Genomic DNA, 25,084 nt, shown 5'->3' with positions numbered 1-25,084 from the left:
GCGCGGGCGCCTTCCCCCACCTCACCCGCTCACGGTGAACCCCATGGCCAAGCCTTCTTTCATCAACCTCTGGAATGCCTACCCGACCGACTCCTCGCCTTGCGACGGCGGCTGGGACAACCAGTGCGCCATCCGCATGAGTATCGCGCTCAACGGCGAGCACACCATCAAGGTGAACGCCGGTACCTACAGCGAACCACGTTGTGCCCATGGCCATGCCCGGGGTGCCGAATCGCTGGCCAACTGGCTGTGGAAGCACCATCTTGGCGCCCCGCTGCAACTGAGCGGCAGCGCAAGCGACCGCCTCAAGCTCGGCGAAAAGCGCGGCATCATCTTCTTCAAGGACTGCTTCGCCCGTGCCGGGCAGGCATTCGAAAACCGTACTGGCGATCACATCGATTTGTGGGACAGAGGCCGGGTCACGGGCTATTTCGCCGACCAGGCCCATCGTTCCAAGGCCGTCTGGTTCTGGGAGCTGAAATGAAACGTGCGCCCAAAGCCATGCCGGCCCTGCTGGTCGCGTTCGCCCTGAATGCCTGTGCACAGCCCCCCGCTCCCTTGTCGAACGCGGCGCCTGAGGTCAGCCTTGCCGGGAAAAAGCTCGTGCTGGTGAACCACGAAGGCCGCTGCGCGCTGCGCAAGGCCGATGCCTCGCTATTGCAGCTGGAAATGCCCTGGCCTTGCCAGCTCAGCCCGGAGCGAGATGGCGGCAAGCCTCGCGTGGAGCAGTTCAATGGCGCGCAGATCATCATTGTCAGCCATGTGCAGCCAGACCCGTCACAACCCGGCCGTTGCGAAAGCCAGTACCAGGCTGTTCGCCAACTGGGCGAGCGCCTGGAGCCTTCCATCCTGGCACGTGGCGCCAGCTGCTCGAACGGCCCTGTAGACCAGAAGAACTTCGTGGGGCTGTTCGAGTGGTAGCCGAAATCGCCGCCCGCGACCGTCTGCAGCCCTCGCTGCTGGACCGCCTGACCGACGACGACCCGGGCAACCCGCAGGAAGCGCCGGACAAGCGCGTGCTCAGCCTGCACCAGCTCAAGGCCTCGGTACTGCGCGACCTCGCCTGGTTGCTCAACACCACTTCGCTGCTCGACAGCGCCGCGACTCTGGGCACCCCGGCCGGGGCTTCGGTGATCAACTACGGCCTGCCGGCCCTGGCCGGCAACAGCGCCTCGAACATCGACCTGGCCGCCCTGGAGCGCATCATCCACCAGGCCATCGCTACCTACGAGCCACGCATCCTCGCCCATACCTTGAAGGTGCGTGCCCAGGCCGCACCCGGCGAGATGAATGCCAACGCCCTGAGTTTCGAAATCGAAGGTGACCTGTGGGCCCAGCCGGCGGCCTTGCCGTTGCTGCTGCAGACCGAGGTGGACCTTGAGTCCGGCCATGTGCGCGTGGCCCCTGCCGAACGCCGGAGGCGTGCATGAACCCGCGCCTGCTCGAGCTGTACAACCAGGAGCTGCAGCACATCCGCGAAAGTGCGGCGGAGTTCGCCCGGGAATACCCGAAGATCGCCGGGCGCCTGACGCTGTCCGGGATCGAGTGTGCCGACCCCTATGTCGAGCGCCTGCTCGAAGGCTTCGCCTACCTCACCGCGCGGGTGCAACTGAAGCTGGATGCCGAGTACCCGACCTTCACCCACAACCTGCTGGAGATCGCCTACCCGCACTACCTGGCGCCTACCCCGTCGATGACCGTGGTGCAACTGCAGACCGACCCCGACGAGGGTTCACTGGCCGCCGGGTTCCGCCTGCCGCGTGACAGCGTGCTGCGCGCCAACCTGGGGCGCAACTCGCAAACCCCGTGCGAGTTCCGCAGCACCCAGGACGTCACCCTCTGGCCCTTGCAGGTAGCCCGCGCCGAGTACTTCGGCAACCCTGGCGCGGTGCTCGGGCGCCTGGCCAGCAGCGTGCCGCAAGCCCGCGCCGGCCTGCGCCTGACCCTGCGCAGTGGCGCCGAGCTGCCGTTCGCCAGTTTGCCGCTCAGCCATCTGCCGCTGTACCTCAACGGCGCCGACGAAACCCCGTTCCGCCTCTACGAGCAACTGCTGGGCAGCGCCTGTGCGGTGTTCGTGCGCCAACCCGGCGCCGATTGGGTGGAGCGTATTCCGGTCGAACAGGCCCTGCGCCCGTGTGGCTTCGATGACCGTGAAGCGGCGTTGCCGGTGGTGCCCCAGGCCTTCCAGGGCTACCGCCTGCTGCAAGAGTACTTCGCCCTGCCGCAGCGCTTCCTGTTCGTCGATTTTGCCGGGCTGGAGCAGGCCGTACAGCGCTGCACCGGCCAGACGCTGGAAGTGCTGGTATTGTTCGAACGCTTCGACCAGAGCCTGGAGAGCAGCGTCGGCGCGAGCCAGTTCGTGCCGTTCTGCACCCCGGCGATCAACCTGTTTCCGCGCCGGGTCGACCGCCTGCACCTTTCCGATCGAGTGCATGAGCACCACGTGATCGCCGACCGCACCCGGCCCACCGATTTCGAGATCCATTCCCTGCAGCGGGTCACCGGCCACGGCACCGGGCCGGATCAGGAATTCCTGCCGTTCTATGCGGTGCGCGACCCGTCGCGCTACGGCCGCGACCAGGCCTACTACATCGTGCGCCGGGAGCCGCGGGTGCTGTCCAGCGACCAGCGACGCAATGGCACCCGCTCCAGCTACATGGGCAGCGAAACGTTCATCAGCCTGGTCGACGGCCAGCAGGCACCCTACCGCCACGACCTGCGCCAGCTGGGTATCAGCGCCCTGTGCAGCAACCGCGACCTGCCACTGTTCATGAGTGTTGGCGACGGGCGCAGCGACTTCAGCCTGGCCGACAGCGCACCGGTTGCCGGCGTGCGTTGCCTGGCCGGCCCGAGCCGGCCCAAGGCCAGCCATGCCCACGACAACCGCGCCTGGCGCCTGATCAGCCAGCTGTCGCTGAACTACCTGTCTCTGGCCGAGCACGGCCAGGGCGCCGCCGCCCTGCGCGAATTGCTGCGCCTGTATGGCGACCCGCAGGACAGCGCCCTGAACCTGCAGATCGACGGCCTGCGCGACGTCAGCAGCAAGCCCTGCACCCGACGCCTGCCGATGCCCGGGCCGATCGTTTTCGGGCGTGGCCTGGAGATCACCCTGACCTTCGACGAAAACGCCTTCCGCGGGACCGGCGTGTTCCTGCTCGGCGCGGTGTTCGAGCGTTTCCTGACCCGCTACGTGTCGATCAACAGCTTCACCGAAACGGTACTGCGCACCAGCGAACGCGGCGAGATCATGCGCTGGTCGGCCAAACCGGGGCGCAGGCCGACCTTATGAACACCTTGCAGGCCATGCAGGACGAGCCCTGGGCGTACGACTTCTTCCAGGCGCTGCGCCGCCTCGAAGCGCAATACCCCGAGCTGCCACGCTTCGGTCATTCCCTGCGCCTGGCCGACGAGCCTGTGCGCCTGGGCCAGCGCCTGGACTGCGGGTTCGCCCCGTCGACCCTGGCCTCGGTCAGCGCCGACGGCAACCAGCCGGCGCGCCTGGAGCAGTTCTTCTTCGGCCTCGGAGGCCCCAACGGGCCGCTGCCACTGCACCTGACCGAATACATGCGCGAGCGCCAGCGCAACCATGCCGACTCGACCAGCAAGGCGTTCCTCGACGTCTTCCATCACCGCCTGCTGAGCCTGTTCTACCGTGCCTGGGCCGAAGCCCGACCGACCGTCAGCCACGATCGCCCGGGGGATGACTACTGGGCCGCGCGCCTGGCGGCGCTCAGTGGCCGTGGCCAGCCCGAACTGCAAGGCCAGGGCGCGCTGGCCGACACCGCCAAACTGCACTGGTCCGGCCACCTGAGCGCGCAAACGCGCTACCCGGACGGCCTGTGCAGCATCCTCAGCGGGTATTTCGGCGTGCCTGTGACGCTGGAAGAATATGTCGGCCAGTGGCTTGAGCTGCCCGAACGCAGCCAGCTCGGCGTGCGCGCCAACCGCCTGGGCATGGACCTTTGCCTGGGCCGCTACGCCTGGGACCGCCAGCACAAGTTCCGGCTGTGCCTCGGCCCGCTCAGCCTCGACCAGTACCACGCCCTGCTGCCTGGCGGACAGGCCTTCGTCGAACTGGCGGCATGGGTCGCCGAATACCTGGGCCAGGAACTGGACTGGGACCTCAACCTGATCCTCGCGCAGGACCAGGTGCCTGCGCTGCAACTCAATGCCGGCCAACGCCTGGGCTTCGATACCTGGCTCGGCCGCCCTTCGCACGATGCATGCGACCTGAAGCTGGCCCGGTACTACGCCGACCAGCCGGCCGCCGCCCACCATACAAGGAACCAGGACCATGGGTGAAATCAGCCGCGCCGCGCTGTTCGGCAAACTCAACAGCGTCGCCTACAAGGCCATCGAGGCCGCAACGGTGTTCTGCAAGCTGCGGGGCAACCCCTATGTCGAACTGGTGCACTGGCTGCACCAGTTGCTGCAACTGCAGGACAGCGACCTGCACCGTATCGTGCGCCAGTTCGATATCGAGCCGGCGCGCCTGGCCCGCGACCTGACCGATGCGCTGGACCGGCTGCCACGCGGTTCGACCTCGATCACCGACCTTTCCTCGCAGGTGGAAGAAGCCGTCGAGCGCGGCTGGGTATACGGCAGCCTGATGTTCGGCGAGAGCCAGGTGCGCAGCGGCTACCTGCTGGTCGGCATCCTCAAGACACCTGGCCTGCGCCATGCCCTGCTGGGGCTGTCGAACGAGTTCGCCAAGCTGAAGATCGAGGCGTTGAGCGAACGCTTCGACGAGTACGTGGGAGACTCACCGGAAAACCACCTGGCCGCCACCGACGGCTTCAGCGCTGCGCAGCCTGGCGAGGCCAGCGGCGCCGTGGCGCCTGCGGCGATGGGCAAGCAGGAGGCGCTCAAGCGCTTTACCGTCGACCTTACCGAACAGGCCCGAAGCGGCAAGCTCGACCCTATCGTCGGCCGTGACGAAGAGATCCGCCAGCTGGTCGATATCCTCATGCGACGCCGGCAAAACAACCCGATCCTTACCGGCGAAGCGGGTGTCGGCAAGACCGCCGTGGTCGAAGGGTTCGCCTTGCGCATCGTCGCTGGCGACGTGCCGCCGGCGCTCAAGGACGTCGAGCTGCGCAGCCTGGACGTCGGCCTGTTGCAGGCCGGCGCCAGCATGAAAGGCGAGTTCGAACAGCGCCTGCGCCAGGTGATCGAGGATGTGCAGGCCTCGCCCAAACCGATCATCCTGTTCATCGATGAAGCCCATACCCTGGTCGGTGCCGGTGGCGCCGCCGGCACCGGCGATGCCGCCAATCTGCTCAAACCGGCACTGGCCCGTGGCAGCCTGCGCACGGTGGCGGCTACCACCTGGGCCGAGTACAAGAAGCACATCGAGAAGGACCCGGCCCTGACCCGTCGCTTCCAGGTGGTGCAGGTGGACGAGCCGAGCGAAGCCAAGGCGCTGCTGATGATGCGTGGGGTGGCATCGACCATGGAGCAGCACCACCAGGTGCAGATCCTCGACGAAGCACTCGAAGCCGCGGTCAAGCTGTCGCACCGCTACATCCCGGCGCGCCAGCTGCCGGACAAGTCAGTGAGCCTGCTCGATACCGCCTGCGCGCGCGTGGCCATCAGCCTGCACGCGGTGCCGGCCGAGGTCGACGACAGCCGCCGGCGTATCGAGGCGCTGGAGGTCGAGCAGGCGATCATCGCCCGTGAAGCCGCCATCGGTGTGCCTACCGGGCAGCGCCAGGCCCAGGCCGACACCCTGCTGGCCGAAGAGCGCCAACGCCTGGCCACGCTGGAAAGCCGCTGGGCCGAAGAAAAGGCCCTGGTCGACCAATTGCTGGCCACCCGCGCCCAGCTGCGCGACCAGGCCGGGGTGGTCGACCAGGACGCGCAGGTGCCAGGCAACCCTGAACTGCGCGAAACGCTGGCCGACCTGCAACGGCGCCTGAGCGCCCTGCAAGGCGAGAGCCCGTTGATCCTGCCGACCGTGGATTACCAGGCAGTGGCCTCGGTGGTGGCCGACTGGACCGGGATTCCGGTGGGACGCATGGCGCGCAACGAGATCGAGACCGTGCTCAACCTCGACAGCCTGCTGGCCAGGCGCATCATTGGCCAGGACCACGCGCTTGAAATGATCGCCAAGCGCATCCAGACCTCCCGCGCCGGCCTCGACAACCCGAACAAGCCGATTGGCGTGTTCATGCTCGCCGGCACCTCTGGCGTGGGCAAGACCGAGACCGCACTGGCCCTGGCCGAGGCGCTGTACGGCGGTGAACAGAACCTGATCACCATCAACATGAGCGAGTTCCAGGAGGCCCATACCGTCTCGACCCTCAAGGGCGCCCCACCTGGCTACGTCGGCTACGGCGAAGGCGGTGTGCTGACCGAGGCCGTGCGCCGCCGGCCGTACAGCGTGGTGCTGTTGGACGAGGTGGAAAAAGCCCACCCGGACGTGCACCAGATCTTCTTCCAGGTGTTCGACAAGGGCGTGATGGAGGACGGCGAAGGCCGCCAGATCGATTTCCGCAACACGCTGATTCTGCTCACCACCAACGCCGGTACCGAGCTCATTGCGCGCACTTGCAGCGACCCACAGGCCCTGCCCGACCCGGACGCAGTGGCCAGCCAGCTGCGCAAGCCGCTGCTGGAAATCTTCCCGCCGGCGCTGCTCGGCCGCCTGGTGACCATCCCCTACTACCCGCTCAGCGACGCCATGCTCAAGGCCATCACCCGCCTGCAACTGGAGCGCATCCGCAAGCGCGTGGAAGGCACGCACAAGGTCGGCTTCGCCTACGACGAAAGGGTGGTGGAGCTGATCGTCTCGCGCTGTACCGAAACCGAAAGCGGTGGCCGCATGATCGACGCCATCCTCACCAACGGCCTGCTGCCGGACATGAGCCGCGAGTTCCTCACCCGCATGCTCGAAGGCAAGCCGCTGGCGAGCGTGCGCATCAGCCGCCGCGACAACGACTTGCACTATGACTTCGGCGCAGCCGACTGACAGGACGGACCATGCTGTTCACGCAGTTCACGCGCCTGGCGCAGATCAACAGCCCGTTGGGGCCGGACAAGCTGATCCTGGCCGAAATGGGTGGCAGCGACGAGCTCGGCCGCCTGTTCGACTATGAGCTGCAGCTGACCAGCGACGACACGGCCATCGACCTCAATGCCCTGCTGGGCAAGCCGATGAGCCTGAGCGTGCAGCAGGGCCTCGGCACGTCACGTTACTTCCATGGCATCGTCGCCCGCTGCAGCCAGTCGGTGGACCAAGGCCAGTTCGCCAGCTACCGGGTCACCCTGCGCCCGTGGTTGTGGCTGCTGACCCGCACCAGCGACTGCCGCATCTTCCAGCACCTGAGCGCGCCACAGATCATCAAGCAGGTGTTTCGCGACCTGGGCTTTTCCGACTTCGAGGATGCCCTGAGCCGCAGCTACCGCGAACGCGAATACTGCGTGCAGTACCGCGAGACCAGCTTCGACTTCGTCAGCCGGTTGATGGAAGAGGAAGGCATCTACTACTTCTTCCGCCACGAAGCGCAGCGCCACGTGCTGGTGCTGGCCGACGCTTATGGCGCGCACCCGCAGGTGCCTGGCTACGAAAGCGTGCCCTTCTACCCGCCGGACGGGCAGCACCGCGAGCGTGACCACATCAACGACTGGCACCTGGCCCAGGAAGTCCAGCCAGGTTCCCTGGAGCTCAACGACTACGACTTCCAGCGCCCCAGCGCGCGCATCGACGTGCGCTCGGCCATGCCACGCCCGCACCAGGCCGGTGACTACCCGCTGTACGACTACCCCGGCGCCTACCAGCAAAGCCAGGATGGCGAACACTATGCGCGTACTCGCCTGGAGTCGCTGCAGAGCCAGCACGAGCGGGTCGAGCTGCGCGGCAACGCCCGCGGCCTGGGCAGTGGCCACCTGTTCAGCCTCAGCGGGTTCACCCGCCAGGACCAGAACCGCGAGTACCTGATCGTCGGCGCACGCTACTACGTGCATCAGGAGCGCCTGGAAAGCGGCACCGGCAGCAGCGCAGCGCAATTCGAAAGCAACCTCAGCTGCATCGACGCACAGCAGAGCTTCCGCCCGCAGGGCAGCACCGTGCGGCCGATCGTCAAGGGCCCGCAAACCGCCGTGGTGGTCGGGCCCGCCGGCGAGGAAATCTGGACCGACCAATATGGCCGGGTGAAGGTGCACTTCCACTGGGACCGCCACGACCAGTCCAACGAGAACAGCTCCTGCTGGATCCGCGTATCGCAGGCCTGGGCCGGCAAGAACTGGGGCTCGATGCAGATCCCGCGCATCGGCCAGGAGGTGATCGTCAGCTTCCTCGAAGGCGACCCCGACCGGCCCATCATCACTGGCCGCGTCTACAACGCCGAACAGAGCGTGCCCTACGACTTGCCCGCCAATGCGACGCAAAGCGGCATGAAGAGCCGCTCGAGCAAAGGCGGCAGCCCGGCCAATTTCAATGAAATCCGCATGGAAGACAAAAAGGGCGCCGAGCAGATCTACGTGCATGCCGAGCGCAACATGGACACCGTGGTCGAGCAGAGCGAGACGCTGGCGGTCGGCATCAACCGTACCCAGACGGTGGGCATGCTGGAAACCATCACCATCGGCCAGGACCGCATCCGCGCCGTGCGCCGTGACGACATGTTGCTGGTCGGCGCCAGCAAGACCGATAGCGTCAGCACCAGCTACCTGATCGAAGTGGGCGAAAACCTGCGCCTGGTGTGCGGCAAGAGCGTGATCGAGCTCAACGCCAGCGGCCAGATCAATATCAGCTGCGAGCAGTTCAGCTTCCATGCCAGGCAGAACGGCGAGATCAATACCGACGGCACCCTCGACTTGAACGTCGGCAGCGGTGCGCAGACCGCGCCCGACAACCAGGGTGTGAAAAAGACCATCGACGACTCGGTGAAGGCGATCTTCTCCGGCTCCGACCAGTAACGAGACCTGTCATGAGTTATCGCGTCAACGAATTCCGCCTGGCCCTGCCCGATGCCGCCGTGCAGGACAGCAGTATCAACATCCTGCGCTTCGAGGCACTGGCCACCTCGCTGATCATCAGCCGCAGCCTGCTGGCCGAAGGCGAGACCTTGCAGAGCAATTTCGATGGCCAGTTGCAGCGCCTGCAGCAGCAGGTCAAGGACCTGCGCATGCAGCCCGCCCAGGCTGTGCAGGTAGGCGCCGGGCAGGCGATCGCCGCCATCGAGCTGACCAGCCAGTTCAGCAAGGGCCAGGAGAAGGTCTATCAGTACCAGCTGGCCCTGGTGCTGCCTGGCACGCGCAAGATGTTTGCCCTGAGCTACGTCAAGGCCAGCCCGCTGGGCGCGGCCGAAGCGGCGCACTGGGCAAGCATCAAGCAGTCGCTCGACTTCGACAGCCTGGGCTGATCGCGCACCATGTCCGACGCACTGTGGGCCGCCCGCGAAGGCGACGCGCTGATGCACACCTCGATGCTGGCCGACATCGTCGGGGGTGTGCTGGAAATCGCCGCCACGGTGGCCATCGGCGCCCTGGCCACTGCCGCAGTGGCGGCGGCATTCGGCCTGACCGTGGCCACTGGCGGCCTGGGCTGCTTCGTGCTGGGCGCGGTGGTCGGCCTGGTGGTCGGTGTGGTCATGGCCAAGACCGGAGCCGATACAGGCCTGAGCCGATTATGCGAGGGCATCGGCAATTTCCTGTTCCCGCCGTCGGTGCAGGCCAACATCATCAGTGGCTCGTCGAACACTCGCACCAACGGCAAGCGCGCGGCACGTGCTGCCGGCGTCGTCACCGGCCCGCCAGCACCGTTGGCGCAGGCCGGCGCCGAGGCTGGCGAGGCGAAGGAAGAAACCTTCCTCGACATGGCCAAGGGCTTCTTCTCGCAAATGTGGCGGCCGACCGTGGCCACGCCCGCCGCCAATACCTTGCCGGCACCGGACGACAAGGTACTTTGCAGCAAGCACCCGCCGATGCCACCGCAGTACCTGGCCGAGGGGTCCAGCAAGGTGCTGATCAATGGCCACCCGGCCTGCCGCAGCGGTGACCGCAGCACCTGCGAAGCGGTGATCGTCGATGGCGGCCTGGTGTCGAACAACGTGCGCATCGGCGGCGAGCCGATCGTGGTGCGCGAGATTCGCAGCGGCAAGACGCCGGGCATCGGCCTGGCAGTGACCGCGTTGATGCTGCTGCGCGGGCGTGGCGGCAAGTTCTACAGCAAGTTCGGCTGCATGCTGCTGGGTGGGGTGAGCAGTTTCGTCTCCGGGCAGGTTACCAATGCCATCGTTCAGGCAACGTCCGGCTCACCCAACCCGGTGCACGCGTCTACCGGGGCAAAGATCCTGTGCGGGCCCGACGAGCTGGATTTCAGCCTGCAGGCGCTGCTGCCCCTGGACTGGCAACGGCTCTACAACAGCCGCGACGAGCGCCGTGAAGGGCTGTTCGGCGCAGGTTGGAGCATCGAGTACGAGGTGTTCGTGCAACTGCACCTGGACGCCGATGGCAGCGAGCGCTTGTCGTTTACCGATGAACAGGCTCGGGTCATCGACATGGGCTACATTGCCCGCGCCGACGCCGTGTTCAGCGCCGGTGAAGGGTTGAGCGTACGCCGCTCGCAACAGGACGAAATCCTGATCGAGGATATCGACAAAGGGCTGTACCGCCTGTTCCAGCCCTCCCCTGGAAAACCAGGCCACTGGCGCCTGAGCGCCATGGGTGACCGCAACGACAACCGCATCTATCTGGACTATGACGAAAGCGGGCGCCTGATCCGGCTGCGTGACACGTTCGACCTTGTACAGGTCGAGTTGCACTATGCGCCACAGTGGCCACAACGGGTCGCCCGCCTGGAACGTCGCCATGCCGAGGGCGACCTGCAGTTGCTGGTCAGTTACCAGTACGATGCCTGTGGCGACCTGGCGGCAGTGTACGACAGCCAGGGCAGGCTGCGCCGCCGCTTTGTCTACGACGAACAACGGCGCCTGGTCGAGCATGAGAACGCTGCTGGTCTGCGCTGCTTCTACGAATGGGCATTGACCGAAGACGACTGGCGGGTGGTGCATTACAGGAGCAGTGGCGGTGATGAGTACCAGTTCGAGTACGACATCCCTGCGCGCACGACCCGGATCACCGATGGCTTGCAACGTGTCAGCACGCGACGCTGGAATGCCCAGTACCAGATCACCGAATACATTGATGCAGTCGGCGCGACCTGGCGATTTGAATGGGACGACGAGCGTCAGTTGCTCGCAGCGGTCGATCCGATGGAAGGGCGCTGGCAATACTTTTACGATGCTTCGGGCAACCTGACCCAGACCGTCGACCCGCTGGGGCGCAGCGAATCGACGCAGTGGCTGGAGCATTGGTCGCTGCCGCGCTCGACGATGGACCCCGCCGGCAACAGCTGGCAGTACCGCTATGATCCGCGCGGCAACTGTATCGGCGAAACCGACCCGCAAGGTAACGTCACGCAGTACCGCTACGACCACCGTGGCCAGCCGACCGAGATCATCGACCCCGCAGGGCATTCGCGAACCCTGCGCTGGAGCGACCTGGGACTGCTTCTGCAGGAAACCGACTGCTCCGGCCACATCACACGCTATCGTTATGACCGCAACGGCCATTTGCTGTCAGTGACCGATGCGTTGAGCGAACGTACCGAGTTCGAGTACGACAGCGATGGCCTTCTGCTTGGCGTGACACGGCCAGACGGTACCCGTGAAGGTTATCGCTACGATGAGGCAGGAAGGCTGACGCAAGCGATCGACCCCGCTGGTGGTATCACCGCGTACCGCTTCGATGCCCGTGGTGTCCTGCTCCAGTCCATCGACCCGCAAGGACGCACGCTTGGCTACCAGGTCGACCCCTACGGTCGACTGCTGTCGCTGACCAACGAAAACGGCGAGCACTTTTACTTCCGGTGGGATGCTGCCAATCGCCTGGTCCGCGAGCAGTTTCTCGATGGAACCGCCAGGGAGTACCGTCACGACCCGTTGCACAATGTGGTGCAGGTGGCCTACACCCCGACGCCCGGTAACAGCTCGGTCGAGCCGATCGTCCACCGCCTGGAACGTGATGCCCTGGGTCGTCTGATTACCAAGACGACCGCGGATGGCGTTACCACCTATGGCTACGATGAGCTCGACAACCTTACCGAGGTTCATTTCGACGATGCTGCCGGCAACAGCGAAACCCTGCAATTGTGCTTTGACGCGCTGGGACAGCTGGTCGAGGAGCACAGTGGCAACGGCGTACTGCGCCATCGCTACGATGAGTTGGGCAACCTGTGCCGCACCCAGTTGTTCGATGGCCGCTGGATCAACCGCATGTACTACGGAAGCGGCCACCTGCACCAGATCAACCTGGACGGACATGTCATCAACGACTACGAACGCGATCGCCTGCACCGGGAAGTGCAGCGTACCCAGGGCGCGCTGCTCACACACCAGGAATATGACCGCAACGGACGTTTGCGCACCCGCAGATGCAGACCCGCCAGCCAACCCGTGCAATTACCCGCACCTTTCCAGCAGCGCTTCGAATACGACCCGCGCGATGACCTGAACCGGCGCGTGCGGCAGGTAGCCGGCCGGGTGCAGCATGACCAGATAATCCAGCTTGATGCTGGTGGGCGCCTGATGGGCAGTCATGACATTGCCAACGGCAATCATGAAACCTACCGCTACGATGCCGCCGGCAACCTGCTGGATGCCACGGCCAATGCGCCAGTTCTGCACGACAGGTTGCTGGCGTACCAGGACAAGCGCTACCGCTACGACGCCTTTGGCCGCCTGGTGGAAAAGCGCAGCAGCCGGCGCGGCATACAGCATTTCAGCTACGACGCAGAGCACCGCCTGGTAGAGGTACGCACTCGCCAGGCAGGGCGGGAACGCAGTGTACGCATGCGTTACGATCCGCTCGGGCGGCGGGTGGAAAAAAGCGAACATGATGGTGCCGGGCAGCTGCTCGGCCTGACGCGCTTTGCCTGGGACGGATTACGCCTGTTGCAGGAACAGCGCCATGGCCAGGTAAGCCTGTACCTGTACGAGGGTGACGGCTATGAGCCGCTGGCACGCATCGACGGCAGCGGGCCGAACCAGCAGGTGCTGCACTTCCATAATGACCTCGGGGGGCTCCCGGAGTGGCTGACCGATGAACAGGGACGCGTGGTATGGCAGGCCAGCTATCTGGGCTGGGGTTCTACCCTCGATGAGTCCCGCCAGGCCAGTTGCCTGCAGGAACAGAATCTGCGCTTCCAGGGGCAATACCTGGATCGGGAGACCGGGTTGCATTACAACACCTTCAGGTTCTATGACCCGGAGGTAGGCCGCTTTACTCAGCCTGACCCGATTGGCCTGTCTGGTGGTCACCAACTGTACCGGTATGCACCAAACCCGGTGACATGGGTCGATCCACTAGGTTGGCTGACCTTGACCGGTTATACCAAGGGCGGTATCAAGCGAACCACCGAAGCCTGGCGCAGCAGGCATGGTCCGGCGTCAATGCGTGACCACCACATGATCCCGCAAGAAATGTGGCGGGAAGACCGCGATTTCCGTAACCAGATGAAAGCTGCCGGAATTCGCAACCCCAAACGGTACATCGACCAGCAGATCTCGCGCATTCCGAATGCATTCCACGCCGACATTCACGCCAAAGGTTGGAACGAGGACTGGAAGAAGTGGTTCAACAACAACGCGAACTTCACCAAGAAGGACCTGCAAAAGCAGATCAAGGTGATGATGCGCCAATACAATGTGCCCAAGGCGACGAGGAACCATGTGCGTCGCTACGGCAAGAATGGCAAGGGCTGCGGAGGCTGACATGAACATCTATCACTTGGACAACGCGCCGACTCCCTGGGGAGACTGGGGCGCGGTACTGCTCCAGGGCATGATCGCCTGGGACGAAGATACCGATGTAGACAGCATCAAGCGGGCCGGCCCGTACACCCCGGCCGCCTACATACGTTCGGGTTCGCTGGTGCTCACCCAGCCGGTCAAGGAAGCACTGGAAAAAAGCGGCCTGAAGGGGATCGGGCGGTACGAGCACCTGGAGAAGACCCATATCGTTCACATCGACTGGCTGCACTGGGATACCAGCAAGCCCATTACCGATTACCTCGATCTGGAAGGCGGGCCGAGCTCGATCATCGACTCCCTGCCGCATGACCCTGGGCTTGCCAAGCGCATGCCGGAGTACTGGCAGGCATTCGTAGTGGGCAAGCTCAACCTGCTCAAGGACCCACAGCATGAACCTGCCGACCTCGGCCAGTATCTCAAGGTGCTCAAGGCCGACGAGCAAGCCGATTTCTTCAAAGGGGACGTCTATCGTGGGTACTTCCTGAGCGAACGAGCCAAGCAGTGGCTGGAACAGCAGTGCCCAGGTTGCTTTACATTCACCCTGCTCGGTTGAATCAGTCCAGCTGCCGAGCCCTCAGCGCCTGCGCCAGCATGTCAATGAAGGCGCGGACCTTGGCCGAACCGTACTTGCTCTCCCGGTGCAGTATATGGATTGGCCACGGCGCCTCTTCGTATTCGGCAAGGATCACCTGCAACTGCCCACTGGCCACCTCATCCGCGACCTGATACGACAGCAGGCGGGCAATCCCCAGTCCGCCACTGGCAGCGGCGATTGCCCCGTCATTGCTGGTCACCGTCAAGCGAGGCTTCATGCGCACCAGCGTCGGCTCATCGGTTACTCCGAAACGCCAGCCGGCTCGCGGCGACAGGTTGGTGGTGCCGATCACCGCATGCTCCGCCAGGTCGGACGGGTGCTTCGGCACGCCGTGGCGCGCCAGGTACTCGGGAGAGGCGCACAGCATGCGCCGGACCCTGCCCACCCGCAGTGCTTTGAGCCCGGAGTCGGGCAAGGGGCCGATACGAACGGCCACGTCCATGCCCTCCTCGACCATGTTGACGATGCGGTCGAGGAAGTAGGCGGAAACGTCAACCTCGGGGTACTGCTGCAGGTAGTGGACGATGCACGGCATGACGAACTTCTTGCCGAACAGGATGGGTGCAGTGACGGCCAGGTCACCCTTGGGTGTGGCGTTGATGCCGGCGGCGGCTTCGTTGGCCTCGTGGATGCTGGCGAGGATATGCCGGGTGTCTTCCAGGTAGCGGCCACCGGCTTCGGTCAGGCGTACGCTACGGGTGGTGCGCAGCAGCAGCTTGACCCCCAGCTGATCCTCCAGGGCGCTGACGGCACGGGTGACCGCGGCTGGGGAGATGTCCAGGCGGCGGGCAGCAGCGGCGAAGCTTTCCAGCTCGCCTACGGCGACGAACACCTTCATCAGGTGGATCTGGTCCATGCGGGCTCCTGGGGCTATGAAGTGCCGGGATTATCTTTCATCTGAGCGTTTTGTGTTGCCTCTGTCCCGTACGCGGTCCCTTGTAGGAGCGGCCTTGTGTCGCGAAAGGGCTGCACAGCAGCCCCAGCAATTGATGCTTCACTACTGAAATCCTGGGGCCGCGCTGCGGCCCTTTCGCGACACAAGGCCGCTCCTACAGGGGACCGCGCACGATCAGATATCCAGCACCAACGCCTGCGCCCCCTCCTCCGGCCGGGCCGGCACGGCACAACAGATCAGCACCGACCCCGCCTCCGGCAACTCGGCCGGCGGGTTCGGGTAATGTACCTGACCACTGACCAAGCGGGTCTTGCAAGTACCACACGACCCACCTCGACAACTGAACTCCGGCGACAATCCGCGAGCCTCGGCCAGCTCCAGCAGCGTCCCGCCACCCGGCGCCCAGCGCGCCTCCTTGGCTGAAGCCGCAAAGTACACCGGTACCGGCTCGCTGGCCGCAGGTGGCTGTTGCAGGGTGGGCTGGTCATCGTCGGTGTGCCGCCGGAGCGTCGACGGGCCAAAGGCTTCGGCATGGATCCGCGCATCAGGCACATGCACCCCGCGCAGCCCTTCATACAGGTCCTGGGTAAAACTGCCCGGGCCGCACAGATAGAAATCGTAGTCGTCCAGCGCCAGCGTGGCCTTGACCTGTTCGATACCCAGCCGACCGGCAAACTCGTAATCACGCCCCGCCAGCGCATGCGTTTCCGGCTGGCTCAGGGCGCGGTGCACGTGCAGCAGGCCGCCGGCCTGTTGCCGCAAGCTTGCCAGCTCCTCACGGAACGGCAGGTCGGCCAGGCTGCGCGCCCCATGGAACAGATGAATGCGCCGTGCCTGCCCCTTGCTCAACTGCTCGCGCAGCATGGCCAGTAACGGCGTGATACCCACACCCGCGCCAATCAGCACCAGCGGCCGTGTGCTCTGCTGGTCCAGCGTGAAGCTGCCCATCGGTGGGCGCACGTTCAGCACATCGCCTGCCACGACGCGCTCATGCAGGTGCCGCGAGGCCGGGCCCTGGGCTTTGACGCTGATGCGCAGGTAACCGTCGGAAGGCGCGCTGGAAAGGCTGTAGGTGCGGATCAGCGCCGCCTCACCGTCGAGCTGGACTTGCACCGGAACATGCTGCCCCGGCGCAAAGGCCATCGCACTGCCAGCAGGAGGCTCAAGGTAGAACGAGCGGATATCACGGCTTTCCTGCTCCACCCGCAGCACACGCCAGGCCTGCCATTGGCGCTGCCGCTGACGTTGCTGCAGGCGTATGTCGGCCTCGGCCCAGGTGCCGGTCATCAGGCTGGTCGGCGCGTACTCCTTGAAAGCCCAACGCAGGGAAACGGCAGCCGGGCGCCACACCACCTGCTCGACCTCCAGCGTCCACAAGCGCTCGGCACCTTCGAACGCCTGGATGGCGGGGCTGTCCAGCAGCAACTCGGCATGCCCGTATAGCTGCAACACGTTGCCGTTGCTGAAATCGATGAACAGCAACCCTGCTTGCGGGTTCACCAGCAGGTTGCCCAAGGTGTTGAAGTGCAGGTTGCCAGCATAGTCGGGAATGGTCAGACGGTTGCCTTCGACCTTGACGAACCCGGGCCGCCCGCCACGGTGGGAGACATCCACCGAGCGCTGGCCATCGCCATGCTCGACATAGCTGGCGACAAAAAAGGTGTCGGCTGCCTGGATCATGCTGACAGCCGAGGCATCGAGTGTCGTCGCATCGACACGCCCTTGGGCGGGTTCCGCGACGCGGGTGTAGTCACGCAACTGGATGTACTGCGGGCAGTTGCCGAACGACTGCTCCACAGTCACCTGCAGTTGCCCGTCGCCGGCCTGGTAGATCTGGCCGTTGAGGCGGTTGCGCCGGCGGGTGTGCAGTTCGATCCCCAGCAGGCCGACCGCCTGCCCGGCAGCCAGCCCCGGGGTAGCGGGATCGTCTGCTGGCAGTTGAGTGTCGATCGTCAGCTGGCGCGGGTCCGGCGAGCTGACGAAACCTTCCGGCCCTTCCAACAGCGTTGCCCAGGGCCGCCCCAGTGCGTCCACGCTGGCGGCGACCATGAACGGCAACTGGTGATAGAAAATACGATGCTGGTCGGGCATGTAGTCACGAATGACCTTCTGCCCGAACGCCTCCATGCGCTCCGCGACACCGGCTTTTTCCTGCAGGGTCTTCTCCCCCGCATGCCAGGGCGAGGAGTGGTGATCCGGGTTCTGTTGCATGGCGGCGTTCCTCGCAGTGGCGGGATGTCAGGCGCTGGTCTGCAGGCCGATCACGGTGCGTGGCATGGGCACGAAGCCCGGCAGCGCCTCGATCCGCGCCAGCCAGCTGCGCACGTTGGCATAGGGCTCCAGCGACACATTGCCCTCCGGTGCGTGAGCGATGTAGGAGTAGTTGGCGATATCGGCGATGGTGGGCGTGCTACCGACCAGGAAGGGCGTTTTGGCCAGCTCGGCGTCGATCACCTTCAGCAGGGTATGGGCGCGGGTAATCACTTCGTCGGTGTTGAACGAGGCACCGAACACCGTGACCAGACGCGCGGCAGCAGGGCCGAAGGCCAACGGGCCGGCAGCGACCGACAGCCAGCGCTGGACGCGAGCGGCGGCAGCGGGTTCCTCAGGGAGCCAGGTGCCGTTGTCGTACTTCTTGGCCAGGTACACCAGAATGGCGTTGGAGTCGGCGACCACCGTGCCGTTGTCGTCGATGACCGGGACCTGGCCGAACGGGTTGAGGGCCAGGAAGTCCGGCTGCTTGTGCGCGCCTTTGGCCAGGTCGACGAACACCAGCTCGGTGGGCAGGTTCAGCAGCGAAAGCATCAGCTCGATGCGATGGGCGTGGCCGGACTTGGGGAAGTTGTAAAGCTTGATCGGGTTCGACATGGGCTTGGCTCCTGATCAGCACCGGGGTGGGCTGGTGGAGCACATGCTGCACCGGTTCGGCTGGCAGCAGAATCCGTGTGGCGGGGAAACCATAATTTCGCGGGGCGAAACAATGGAGATATCCAGATCCGCGTATCCCCTGTGTAGGAGCGGCCCTATCGCGACACAAGGCCGCTCCTACAAAGGCAGGTGCAAGATCAGTGCAGCTTGTTGAAATACCGGAACAACCCGCGCGCAGCCTCGATCACCTGTGGCACACAAGCCTGGATGTCCGCTTCGCTCATCTGGTCCAGCAACTCGAAGTTGTCCTCGAGCCCATGCAGCGAAATGGCCTTGAGCAGTTGGTCCTGCTCCGGCGGCAGCTCGGCCCAACCAGCGACCTGAGTGCCGCGCATGTAACCAAAGCACCACTCCTCCATGATGATCACACTGCCCTCTTCGCCTTCGCTTTCTTCGAACAGCGGCTCAAAGTGGTCGACATCGTCGCCCAACTCCTCCGCCACCTGGCTGGCATAACGCAGCATCAATGCCGTATACGCCTCTTCATGTGCCGGTTTCTTGAATTTCGGCACCTTGCCACCAGCCACCGCGGGCAGCCACTGTTCCGGGGTGACAGTGGTAGGTGAGCTGGCCAGTGCAGTGAAAAAGCCATTGAGCTCGGCCAGGTTGAGTACCGAGTAGTCATTGCCGTAGGTGATCAGCAGGTCTTCGAGGCGGTCGAGTTCTTTTTCGCTGAGTGCGGGGAGCATGGGTGAACATCCTGGGAAGCAAAAGTGTGTGCACCCTAGCACAGCAACGCCCGAAGGGCTGCCCGCGCTTACAGCTTTGCGGGCAGATTGCTTAACGTGGCAACCAGCCATGCAGCTGCTGCTGCCTGCCAATACCGATCAACAGCCATAGCAGAATGCGACACTTGCGCGGACACAACTGCCCCGCCATGTGTACCCCCTTGCTCTGCAGATCGATCTCGGCACCGGCAAATCCGTAAGAGGCCGTGGCTGTTGGGCCACTGCCTGTGCGGGTAGCAACAATCACCGGCAAGGTGGGCGTGAGATGACCAAGCACTTCGGACCAGCTACCGGAAACGTGGCCTGCACCAAAACCGGCGATGACCAGCCCCTCGTAGCCCAGTGTCGCTGTAGCCTTCAACAACGCCGTATCTGCGTCCAGGCACGCTTCCAGCATTGCAACCCGATGCTCGGTGCGATGCGGTAACGGCAGCACCTCCCGTGGGCCAGGCGGCTGACGATACATCACGGTACCTTCCACAACATCACCCAGCGCTCCGTACCCGGGTGATTCAAATGCAGCCATTGCAAGGCTTGCCGTCTTGCGAACCCTTGCAGCACAGTGAACCTGATCATTCATCAGCACCAGAACGCCGCGCCCACGGCTGCCCGGCGCCAGTGCAACCTGCGCCGCAGCCAGCAGGTTGGCCGGGCCGTCGTTGCCCGGCTGGCTGGCCGCGCGCATGGCACCGGTCATTACCAATGGCGCATCGAACGGCCAGAGCAGATCGAGGAAATACGCCGTTTCCTCGAGGCTGTCGGTACCTTGGGTCAGTATCACCGCGTGTGCTCCGCGAGCCACCTCGCCCCGGGCCCAGGCCAGCACCTCGAGCATCGCCGCAAAGCCCAGCGAGGCACTGGGGAGCAGACCCAGAGTGGCAGCTTCAAGCTGGGCCATCTCACGCAGTTGTGGCAACTCGGCCAGTTGCTCAGCGCAGTCAAGCTTGGGCATCACCCCGCATTCGCTTGCACTTGCCCGCATGCTCACCGTCCCTCCCAGGCTGGCGATCGACAACCTAGGCAGGTTTGCATGCGCTTTCATACGCCACCTCCAGCAAGCAGCCCGACCAGCGGAACGATCGCCAGTGTGCTGATGGCCATCGACACTACATTGCCGATGTAACCATGCATGCAGGCCGGCAAGCGCTGAGTGATGGCCACCGCCAACGGTGGCGCTACCAGCGCGCCAAGCACTGCACTGGCTACGACCACTTGCCAGCCTCCACCGTGGGTGAGCACAGCGGCAGGTACGATAGAGACGATGGGAATGTAAGTGGGGTACCAGCCTCGCGCCTGCCATTGGCGACGCCAGAACACGACTCCCACAAGTGATGCCAGCGCCTGCCCGGCAACCATCGGTATCAGCAGCAGCGAACCGTAGACTGGCGCAGCGGGGGCCAGCATGTATGCCAGGAACACCCCCAACAGCAGCCCGAGGCTGGCCAGTTCATTACCAAAGAATGGCGCTTCGCTGAAATCGGCCAGTACGCGCCGCAAGGTCCAGGCCACACCGTAATCGGGTTGGGCCGCAACGGGTTCAGGTGCGGCGGGCGGTTGGCTGGGCCGTACCCATGATGGAAAGCGCCGGCACAGCATGAACGCCACCACGCTTGCCAGCGCCATGCCACTTACGTTGCCGACTACCACCGGCAACTGCAGGGGGTAGCACAGGTAATTGACCATGAACAGGCTGGCTGGCGTTACCAACAGCGCTCCCAGCAGTGCGCCGCTGATGGTCACCTGCCAACCCGCACCAAAAAACAGCACCATGGCTGCTGGCAACGATACGAAAGCAACGAAGGTTGGTTGCCAGGTGCCACTGGCCAAGGTCCATCCCCACAACGCGTGACTGAGCAACAAACCCAGCAGCGAACTGGTGAACACCCACGGCCATAATCCGCTGCCGTAGCAGATGGCAAAGCCGTGCCAGCGATACCCATGCACATGGGCCCAGTGCGCCAGGCAAGCTCCCAGTAGCAAGCCCAGGGCGGGCAACTCATGCTTGTAGAAGGCCACTTCGCTGATATCACCAACTATCCAGCGCAGGCGGCTTAACGGCTGATCGAGCGTCGCGGCCAGTTGCGTGTAGTCCGGCCATTGGCCCTGTACGAGGCTGGCAGCCAGGAGCACCAGCAGGCAGGCAAGGATCAACACCAACGAACGCTGCCGGTTGGGGAAGAGTAGCGTTTTCATGTGCAACTCCTCAGCGGGGCATAGGTGCATGAAGGCGATAGCCAAGCGTCGCATCGTAAAGGTCGGTGCGCCTGTCTCGCGGCAGGTCGTTGAGGCTGTTCCAGATCGGCGCCGAGCGGGCGCTGCTGAGGTCGACATCGGCGTAGAGAATGCCCTCCTCCTCTGCACTGGCCACCTCGCCGATGGGCCAGCCATTGGTACCGGCAATCAGTGAACAGCCCAGGAAGCGACCGCCCCGCTCGCTACCTATGCGATTGGCGGCAGCAATGTAGACGTTGTTGGTGTGTGCCGCCGTCATGGTCAGGTAGGACGCCATGCAGCGCCCTGATTCATCGAACAGTGGTGGTGGCGTCCATACCCAGTTGTTCAGGCTGCAGATGATGTCGGCGCCTTGCGCAGCCATCAGCCGCGGCACTTCCGGGAACCAGATATCCCAGCAGATCAGCAGGCCGATACGGCCGATCGGTGTCTCGAACACTGGGAAGCCCAGGTCGCCAGGGGTGAACCAGAGCTTTTCCTGGTTCCACAGGTGCGCCTTGCGGTAATGCCCGAGCAAGCCTTGTGGACCGAACAGTACGGCACTGTCGAAAAGTTTCAGTCCCTCGCGTTCGGCAAAACCCGCCGCCAGATATACCTGGTACTCCTTGGCGAAATCCGCCCAGGCTTTCAGGCTTCGCCCACCCTCCAGCGTTTCGGCGTGGGCATAGGCCTCTGCACGCGTGTGGAAGGTGTAGCCGGTGTTGGCCAGCTCGGGTAGCACGATCAGGTTGGCGCCTTCACGCGCCGCGCACCGGGCCAATGCCAGGCCCTTGCTCAGGTTGCCATCGCAATGCTCCAGCCCGACCTGAGGGTCGTACTGGATGACAGCGATACGTACGGGGCTGACGGGCGTGCAGTGATCAGACATGGCGGCTTCCTTTTATGGTTGTTGTGGAAGGGCGCCAGTAAAGCGGGGTTGGGCGGGGGAATGACAGTCGGGGAGTTCCTATGGGATCGAAGGACAAGAGAAGTGTGCCAGTAGGAAATTTCCCACAAAAACTCCCGGATGCAGCTATTTCCCAGCTTGATAATGTGGGTAGTGGTTCAGGGTAAAGCCACCATTGAACGAAGCCGATGTTCTGTTGCACAGGTTGATGACCACATCAAGCGCCGTGCGTAAACACGGCTCGGTCCAGCCGGCGTCAACAGAGAAGGACTCTCCAGCCAGATACAACCCTGAACTGGCACTCAGATCACGGTTGTACTTCATCAGGCTCACTGCATCGTAATAGGTCCCAGCCCGATACAACTTTGCGCAGCCAAGCGCGTTTCGATCAGTCATCCAACGCTGTATGCGAATGTTTCGGGTATCGATGTAAGGCGATATGGGTTCAGCCACGTTGCTGCAGCGAAGGAGGATCCGATCGAGTTCCTTCACGCACTTGTCGCCCAGTTCTTCATCTGAGAACGCGGCCAGTTTCGTTGCATCGTCTTCCCAGGTGTAACTGAGCAAGATGCAGTCATCAGCGTAATGGTCGTTGTAGCGGTAGGCATAGACATCGTGAACGAAACTGTCAGTGACCAGGATTTGCGGAAAAGCTGGGTTGCGGTCCAGGAAGCTCTTCTTCAGAGGGGCATAGACCTTGCAGCTTGTCTCCCAATGAGCGGGTAACGCGCAGCCCACGGCTTTACGGACAGGGATGGCTCGATAGCCAGATCAGCAGGATGGTTGTGTGTTGAGCCGATGGTCATGGTCTCGTGTTCTCAATGAGTTGGGAACATGAGAATGATCAATCAAGAGATGCGTGAGGAGGTTGTTAATTAGCACCAACCGGCCACCACAGGATCGTGAGATATCTGTGGTGGCCGGGTTGATGTCAATAAAGCCGTTACGCCTTACACCGCCAGCGCGCGCTCACGCAGCTCGCTGTTGAGGATGCGGTCGTTCTCGCTGTAATCGACCGGGCAGTCGATCACGTGCACGCCCGGGGTCTTGATGCAGTGCTCGAGCAGCGGCAGCAGGCCTTCGGCGCTTTCCACGCGGTGGCCGTTGGCACCGTAGGCTTCGGCGTACTTGACGAAGTCCGGGTTGCCGTAGTCCAGGCCGAAATCGGTGAAGCCCATGTTCGCCTGCTTCCAGCGGATCATGCCGTAGCCGTCGTCACGCAGGATCACCACGGTGATGTGCATGCCCAGGCGTACCGCAGTTTCCAGCTCCTGGCTGTTCATCATGAAGCCGCCGTCGCCGCAAACCGAAATCACCGGGCGGTCCGGGTGCACCAGGTGCGCGGCCATGGCCGATGGCAGGCCGGCGCCCATGGTCGCCAGGGCGTTGTCCAGCAGTACGGTGTTCGGCTTGTGCGCCTTGTAGTTGCGGGCGAACCAGATCTTGTAGATGCCGTTGTCCAGGGCAACGATGCCTTCGGACGGCAGCACGCGACGGATATCGGCGACCATGCGCTGCGGGTAGACCGGGAAGCGGTTGTCGTCGGCACCTTCGGCGATCTGCGCTTCATTGGCTTCACGGATCGCCATCAGGCGGGTGAAGTCCCAGTGTGTGGTGTCGGTCAGCGCTTCGCTGATCTGCCATACGGCGTTGGCGATGTCGCCGATCACTTCCACCTGCGGGAAGTACACGGCATCGACTTCGGCGGAGCGGAAGTTGATGTGGATGACCTCGGTGCCGCCACGGACCATGAAGAACGGTGGCTTCTCGATCACATCGTGGCCGATGTTGACGATCAGGTCGGCGGCTTCGACGGCGCGGTGCACGAAGTCACCCGACGACAGCGCGGCGTTGCCCAGGAAGCGCGGGTGACGCTCGTCGACCACACCTTTGCCCATCTGGGTGGTGATGAACGGGATGCCGGTCTTGTCGATCAGCTGCTTGAGGACCTTGGCGGTCATCTTGCGGTTGGCGCCGGCGCCGATCACCAGGATCGGGCTGCGGGCTTTCTGCAGTTTTTCCACGGCGGCTTCGATGGCCTTGTGCTCGGCCAGCGGGCGGCGGCTCAGGCTAGGCGGAATCGGCAGGCTTTCGGTCTGCTCGGCAGCGATGTCTTCCGGCAACTCCAGGTGGACCGCACCCGGCTTCTCTTCTTCGGCCAGGCGGAAGGCTTCGCGCATACGGGCCGGGATGTTGTCGGCGGAGGCGAACTGGTGGGTGTACTTGGTGATGGGGTCCATCATGCCGCACACGTCGATGATCTGGAAACGGCCCTGCTTGGACTTCTTGATCGGCTTCTGGCCGGTGATCATCATCATCGGCATGCCGCCCAGGTAGGCATAGGCGCTGGCGGTGACCAGGTTGGTGGCGCCAGGGCCGAGGGTCGACAGGCTGACGCCAGTCTTGCCGGTCAGGCGGCCGTAGGTGGCGGCCATGAAACCTGCGGACTGCTCGTGACGGGTCAGTACCAGCTTGATCTTCGACTTGCGCAGGGATTCGAGCAGATCGAGGTTTTCTTCACCGGGAATACCGAATACATACTCGACACCTTCGTTTTCCAGGCATTGCACAACGACATCGGCGGCCTTGGCCATCTTGCTTGCTACCTCAAGTGATGGGACGGTGGAAGTCCGGAAATGCGCAGCACGGTACGCTGGCATCGCTCAGCCCGGGGCCAGGAATGCCCCGAACCAAAGTCTTGACGTAGGGTGGGCGCGGGAAAGTCACGTGAATGTGACGGGAATATTGTCGCAGCCTGGGTATTGCGCGCTCAGAGTGGGAGTTGTGGGAGCGGGCGAGTCGAGGCGTCGAACCGCCGCGAAACAGGCGACGCGGTGGATGGCACCGGCTATGCCGGTGTTCGCGGGTGAACCCGCTCCCACAGAGAAGGGTTGTGCAGGTCTGGGGTTTAGGCCAGAAAGACAAAACCCCTACCTGCATGCGCAGATAGGGGTTTTGCGAAATGAATCTTGACGATGACCTACTCTCACATGGGGAAACCCCACA

At 63.9% G+C, this 25,084-nt stretch carries 18 protein-coding genes and 1 pseudogene; 10 read left to right on the top strand and 9 right to left on the bottom strand.

The genetic code is table 11. From position 1 onward, the window contains the following. Positions 1–43 precede the first annotated feature (43 nt). The 10 genes from ABIB24_RS21845 to ABIB24_RS21800 are packed head-to-tail and all read left to right on the top strand — an operon-like array spanning position 44 to position 14,367. Entirely contained in the window at positions 44–484 is a 441-nt protein-coding gene (locus ABIB24_RS21845; RefSeq protein WP_025340317.1) for a type VI secretion system amidase effector protein Tae4, read from the top strand. Beyond that, on the top strand, positions 481–921 hold the full coding sequence (locus ABIB24_RS21840; protein ID WP_354317209.1) for a hypothetical protein: 441 nt from the start codon (positions 481–483) through the stop codon (positions 919–921). Before ABIB24_RS21845 ends, ABIB24_RS21840 begins: the two co-directional genes overlap by 4 nt. Then, positions 915–1,430, top strand: coding sequence for a type VI secretion system baseplate subunit TssE (gene tssE / locus ABIB24_RS21835; RefSeq protein WP_025340319.1), 516 nt, complete (start codon positions 915–917; stop codon positions 1,428–1,430). Before ABIB24_RS21840 ends, tssE begins: the two co-directional genes overlap by 7 nt. Further along, entirely contained in the window at positions 1,427–3,289 is a 1,863-nt protein-coding gene (tssF, locus tag ABIB24_RS21830) for a type VI secretion system baseplate subunit TssF (protein WP_085600961.1), read from the top strand. The genes tssE and tssF overlap by 4 nt, the downstream gene beginning before the upstream one ends. Continuing rightward, complete coding sequence (tssG, locus tag ABIB24_RS21825) at positions 3,253–4,302, top strand: type VI secretion system baseplate subunit TssG (RefSeq protein WP_502945832.1); 1,050 nt, start codon at positions 3,253–3,255, stop codon at positions 4,300–4,302. Before tssF ends, tssG begins: the two co-directional genes overlap by 37 nt. Then, positions 4,295–6,970, top strand: coding sequence for a type VI secretion system ATPase TssH (tssH, locus tag ABIB24_RS21820; protein ID WP_354317204.1), 2,676 nt, complete (start codon positions 4,295–4,297; stop codon positions 6,968–6,970). The genes tssG and tssH overlap by 8 nt, the downstream gene beginning before the upstream one ends. An 11-nt stretch (positions 6,971–6,981) precedes the next feature. Beyond that, positions 6,982–8,919, top strand: coding sequence for a type VI secretion system Vgr family protein (locus tag ABIB24_RS21815; RefSeq protein ID WP_354317202.1), 1,938 nt, complete (start codon positions 6,982–6,984; stop codon positions 8,917–8,919). An 11-nt stretch (positions 8,920–8,930) separates the two neighbouring features. Further along, positions 8,931–9,365 (top strand): DcrB-related protein, encoded by a 435-nt coding sequence (locus ABIB24_RS21810; protein ID WP_085692535.1) that lies wholly within the window; start codon positions 8,931–8,933, stop codon positions 9,363–9,365. Between the two features lie 9 nt (positions 9,366–9,374). Then, positions 9,375–13,775 carry an RHS repeat-associated core domain-containing protein gene (locus tag ABIB24_RS21805; protein ID WP_137164687.1) on the top strand — a complete coding sequence of 1,467 codons (4,401 nt, stop codon included), beginning with the start codon at positions 9,375–9,377 and terminating at the stop codon, positions 13,773–13,775. A gap of 1 nt (position 13,776) precedes the next feature. Further along, positions 13,777–14,367, top strand: coding sequence for a hypothetical protein (locus ABIB24_RS21800; RefSeq protein WP_274079084.1), 591 nt, complete (start codon positions 13,777–13,779; stop codon positions 14,365–14,367). Position 14,368: 1 nt separating this feature from the next. On the opposite strand, the gene ABIB24_RS21795 is transcribed toward ABIB24_RS21800, so the two are convergent. From ABIB24_RS21795 to ABIB24_RS21755, 9 genes and pseudogenes are all read right to left on the bottom strand, one after another. Further along, complete coding sequence (locus ABIB24_RS21795) at positions 14,369–15,265, bottom strand: LysR family transcriptional regulator (protein WP_075046102.1); 897 nt, start codon at positions 15,263–15,265, stop codon at positions 14,369–14,371. A gap of 213 nt (positions 15,266–15,478) precedes the next feature. Next, entirely contained in the window at positions 15,479–17,515 is a 2,037-nt protein-coding gene (locus ABIB24_RS21790) for a pyridoxamine 5'-phosphate oxidase family protein (protein WP_137164688.1), read from the bottom strand. Between the two features lie 27 nt (positions 17,516–17,542). Continuing rightward, on the bottom strand, positions 17,543–18,172 hold the full coding sequence (locus tag ABIB24_RS21785) for a glutathione S-transferase family protein (protein ID WP_137164689.1): 630 nt from the start codon (positions 18,170–18,172) through the stop codon (positions 17,543–17,545). Positions 18,173–18,369: 197 nt separating this feature from the next. Beyond that, the gene (locus ABIB24_RS21780) at positions 18,370–18,921 is read right to left on the bottom strand and encodes a UPF0149 family protein (RefSeq protein ID WP_137164690.1); all 552 of its coding nucleotides are present in this window, start codon (positions 18,919–18,921) and stop codon (positions 18,370–18,372) included. A 91-nt stretch (positions 18,922–19,012) separates the two neighbouring features. Next, the gene (locus ABIB24_RS21775) at positions 19,013–20,002 is read right to left on the bottom strand and encodes an asparaginase (protein ID WP_137164691.1); all 990 of its coding nucleotides are present in this window, start codon (positions 20,000–20,002) and stop codon (positions 19,013–19,015) included. Beyond that, the gene (locus ABIB24_RS21770) at positions 19,999–21,153 is read right to left on the bottom strand and encodes a hypothetical protein (protein ID WP_274079086.1); all 1,155 of its coding nucleotides are present in this window, start codon (positions 21,151–21,153) and stop codon (positions 19,999–20,001) included. The genes ABIB24_RS21775 and ABIB24_RS21770 overlap by 4 nt, the downstream gene beginning before the upstream one ends. Positions 21,154–21,163: 10 nt before the next feature. Next, positions 21,164–22,060 carry a nitrilase family protein gene (locus ABIB24_RS21765; RefSeq protein WP_274079087.1) on the bottom strand — a complete coding sequence of 299 codons (897 nt, stop codon included), beginning with the start codon at positions 22,058–22,060 and terminating at the stop codon, positions 21,164–21,166. A gap of 144 nt (positions 22,061–22,204) precedes the next feature. After that, a pseudogene (locus ABIB24_RS21760) lies at positions 22,205–22,798 on the bottom strand (FAD-dependent oxidoreductase); the annotation flags it as partial. 230 nt (positions 22,799–23,028) lie between these two features. Then, the gene (locus ABIB24_RS21755; RefSeq protein WP_025340336.1) at positions 23,029–24,672 is read right to left on the bottom strand and encodes an acetolactate synthase large subunit; all 1,644 of its coding nucleotides are present in this window, start codon (positions 24,670–24,672) and stop codon (positions 23,029–23,031) included. Positions 24,673–25,084: the final 412 nt, after the last annotated feature.

This window comes from Pseudomonas sp. UYEF17 (assembly GCF_040546125.1).
In the GTDB taxonomy this organism is placed as follows: domain Bacteria; phylum Pseudomonadota; class Gammaproteobacteria; order Pseudomonadales; family Pseudomonadaceae; genus Aquipseudomonas; species Aquipseudomonas putida_Z.
Note: the sequence above shows the minus strand (reverse complement) of the source record. Positions and strands in the feature narration are given on the sequence as shown.

What these genes read in the sequence shown, in the direction of transcription:
- ABIB24_RS21845 (WP_025340317.1), top strand. Translation starts at nt 44, where the DNA reads ATGGCCAAGCCTTCTTTCATCAACCTCTGGAATGCCTACCCGACCGAC.
- ABIB24_RS21840 (WP_354317209.1), top strand. Translation starts at nt 481, where the DNA reads ATGAAACGTGCGCCCAAAGCCATGCCGGCCCTGCTGGTCGCGTTCGCC.
- tssF (WP_085600961.1), top strand. Translation starts at nt 1,427, where the DNA reads ATGAACCCGCGCCTGCTCGAGCTGTACAACCAGGAGCTGCAGCACATC.
- tssH (WP_354317204.1), top strand. Translation starts at nt 4,295, where the DNA reads ATGGGTGAAATCAGCCGCGCCGCGCTGTTCGGCAAACTCAACAGCGTC.
- ABIB24_RS21815 (WP_354317202.1), top strand. Translation starts at nt 6,982, where the DNA reads ATGCTGTTCACGCAGTTCACGCGCCTGGCGCAGATCAACAGCCCGTTG.
- ABIB24_RS21810 (WP_085692535.1), top strand. Translation starts at nt 8,931, where the DNA reads ATGAGTTATCGCGTCAACGAATTCCGCCTGGCCCTGCCCGATGCCGCC.
- ABIB24_RS21805 (WP_137164687.1), top strand. Translation starts at nt 9,375, where the DNA reads ATGTCCGACGCACTGTGGGCCGCCCGCGAAGGCGACGCGCTGATGCAC.
- ABIB24_RS21800 (WP_274079084.1), top strand. Translation starts at nt 13,777, where the DNA reads ATGAACATCTATCACTTGGACAACGCGCCGACTCCCTGGGGAGACTGG.
- ABIB24_RS21795 (WP_075046102.1), bottom strand. Translation starts at nt 15,265, where the DNA reads ATGGACCAGATCCACCTGATGAAGGTGTTCGTCGCCGTAGGCGAGCTG.
- ABIB24_RS21790 (WP_137164688.1), bottom strand. Translation starts at nt 17,515, where the DNA reads ATGCAACAGAACCCGGATCACCACTCCTCGCCCTGGCATGCGGGGGAG.
- ABIB24_RS21785 (WP_137164689.1), bottom strand. Translation starts at nt 18,172, where the DNA reads ATGTCGAACCCGATCAAGCTTTACAACTTCCCCAAGTCCGGCCACGCC.
- ABIB24_RS21780 (WP_137164690.1), bottom strand. Translation starts at nt 18,921, where the DNA reads ATGCTCCCCGCACTCAGCGAAAAAGAACTCGACCGCCTCGAAGACCTG.
- ABIB24_RS21775 (WP_137164691.1), bottom strand. Translation starts at nt 20,002, where the DNA reads ATGAAAGCGCATGCAAACCTGCCTAGGTTGTCGATCGCCAGCCTGGGA.
- ABIB24_RS21770 (WP_274079086.1), bottom strand. Translation starts at nt 21,153, where the DNA reads ATGAAAACGCTACTCTTCCCCAACCGGCAGCGTTCGTTGGTGTTGATC.
- ABIB24_RS21765 (WP_274079087.1), bottom strand. Translation starts at nt 22,060, where the DNA reads ATGTCTGATCACTGCACGCCCGTCAGCCCCGTACGTATCGCTGTCATC.
- ABIB24_RS21755 (WP_025340336.1), bottom strand. Translation starts at nt 24,672, where the DNA reads ATGGCCAAGGCCGCCGATGTCGTTGTGCAATGCCTGGAAAACGAAGGT.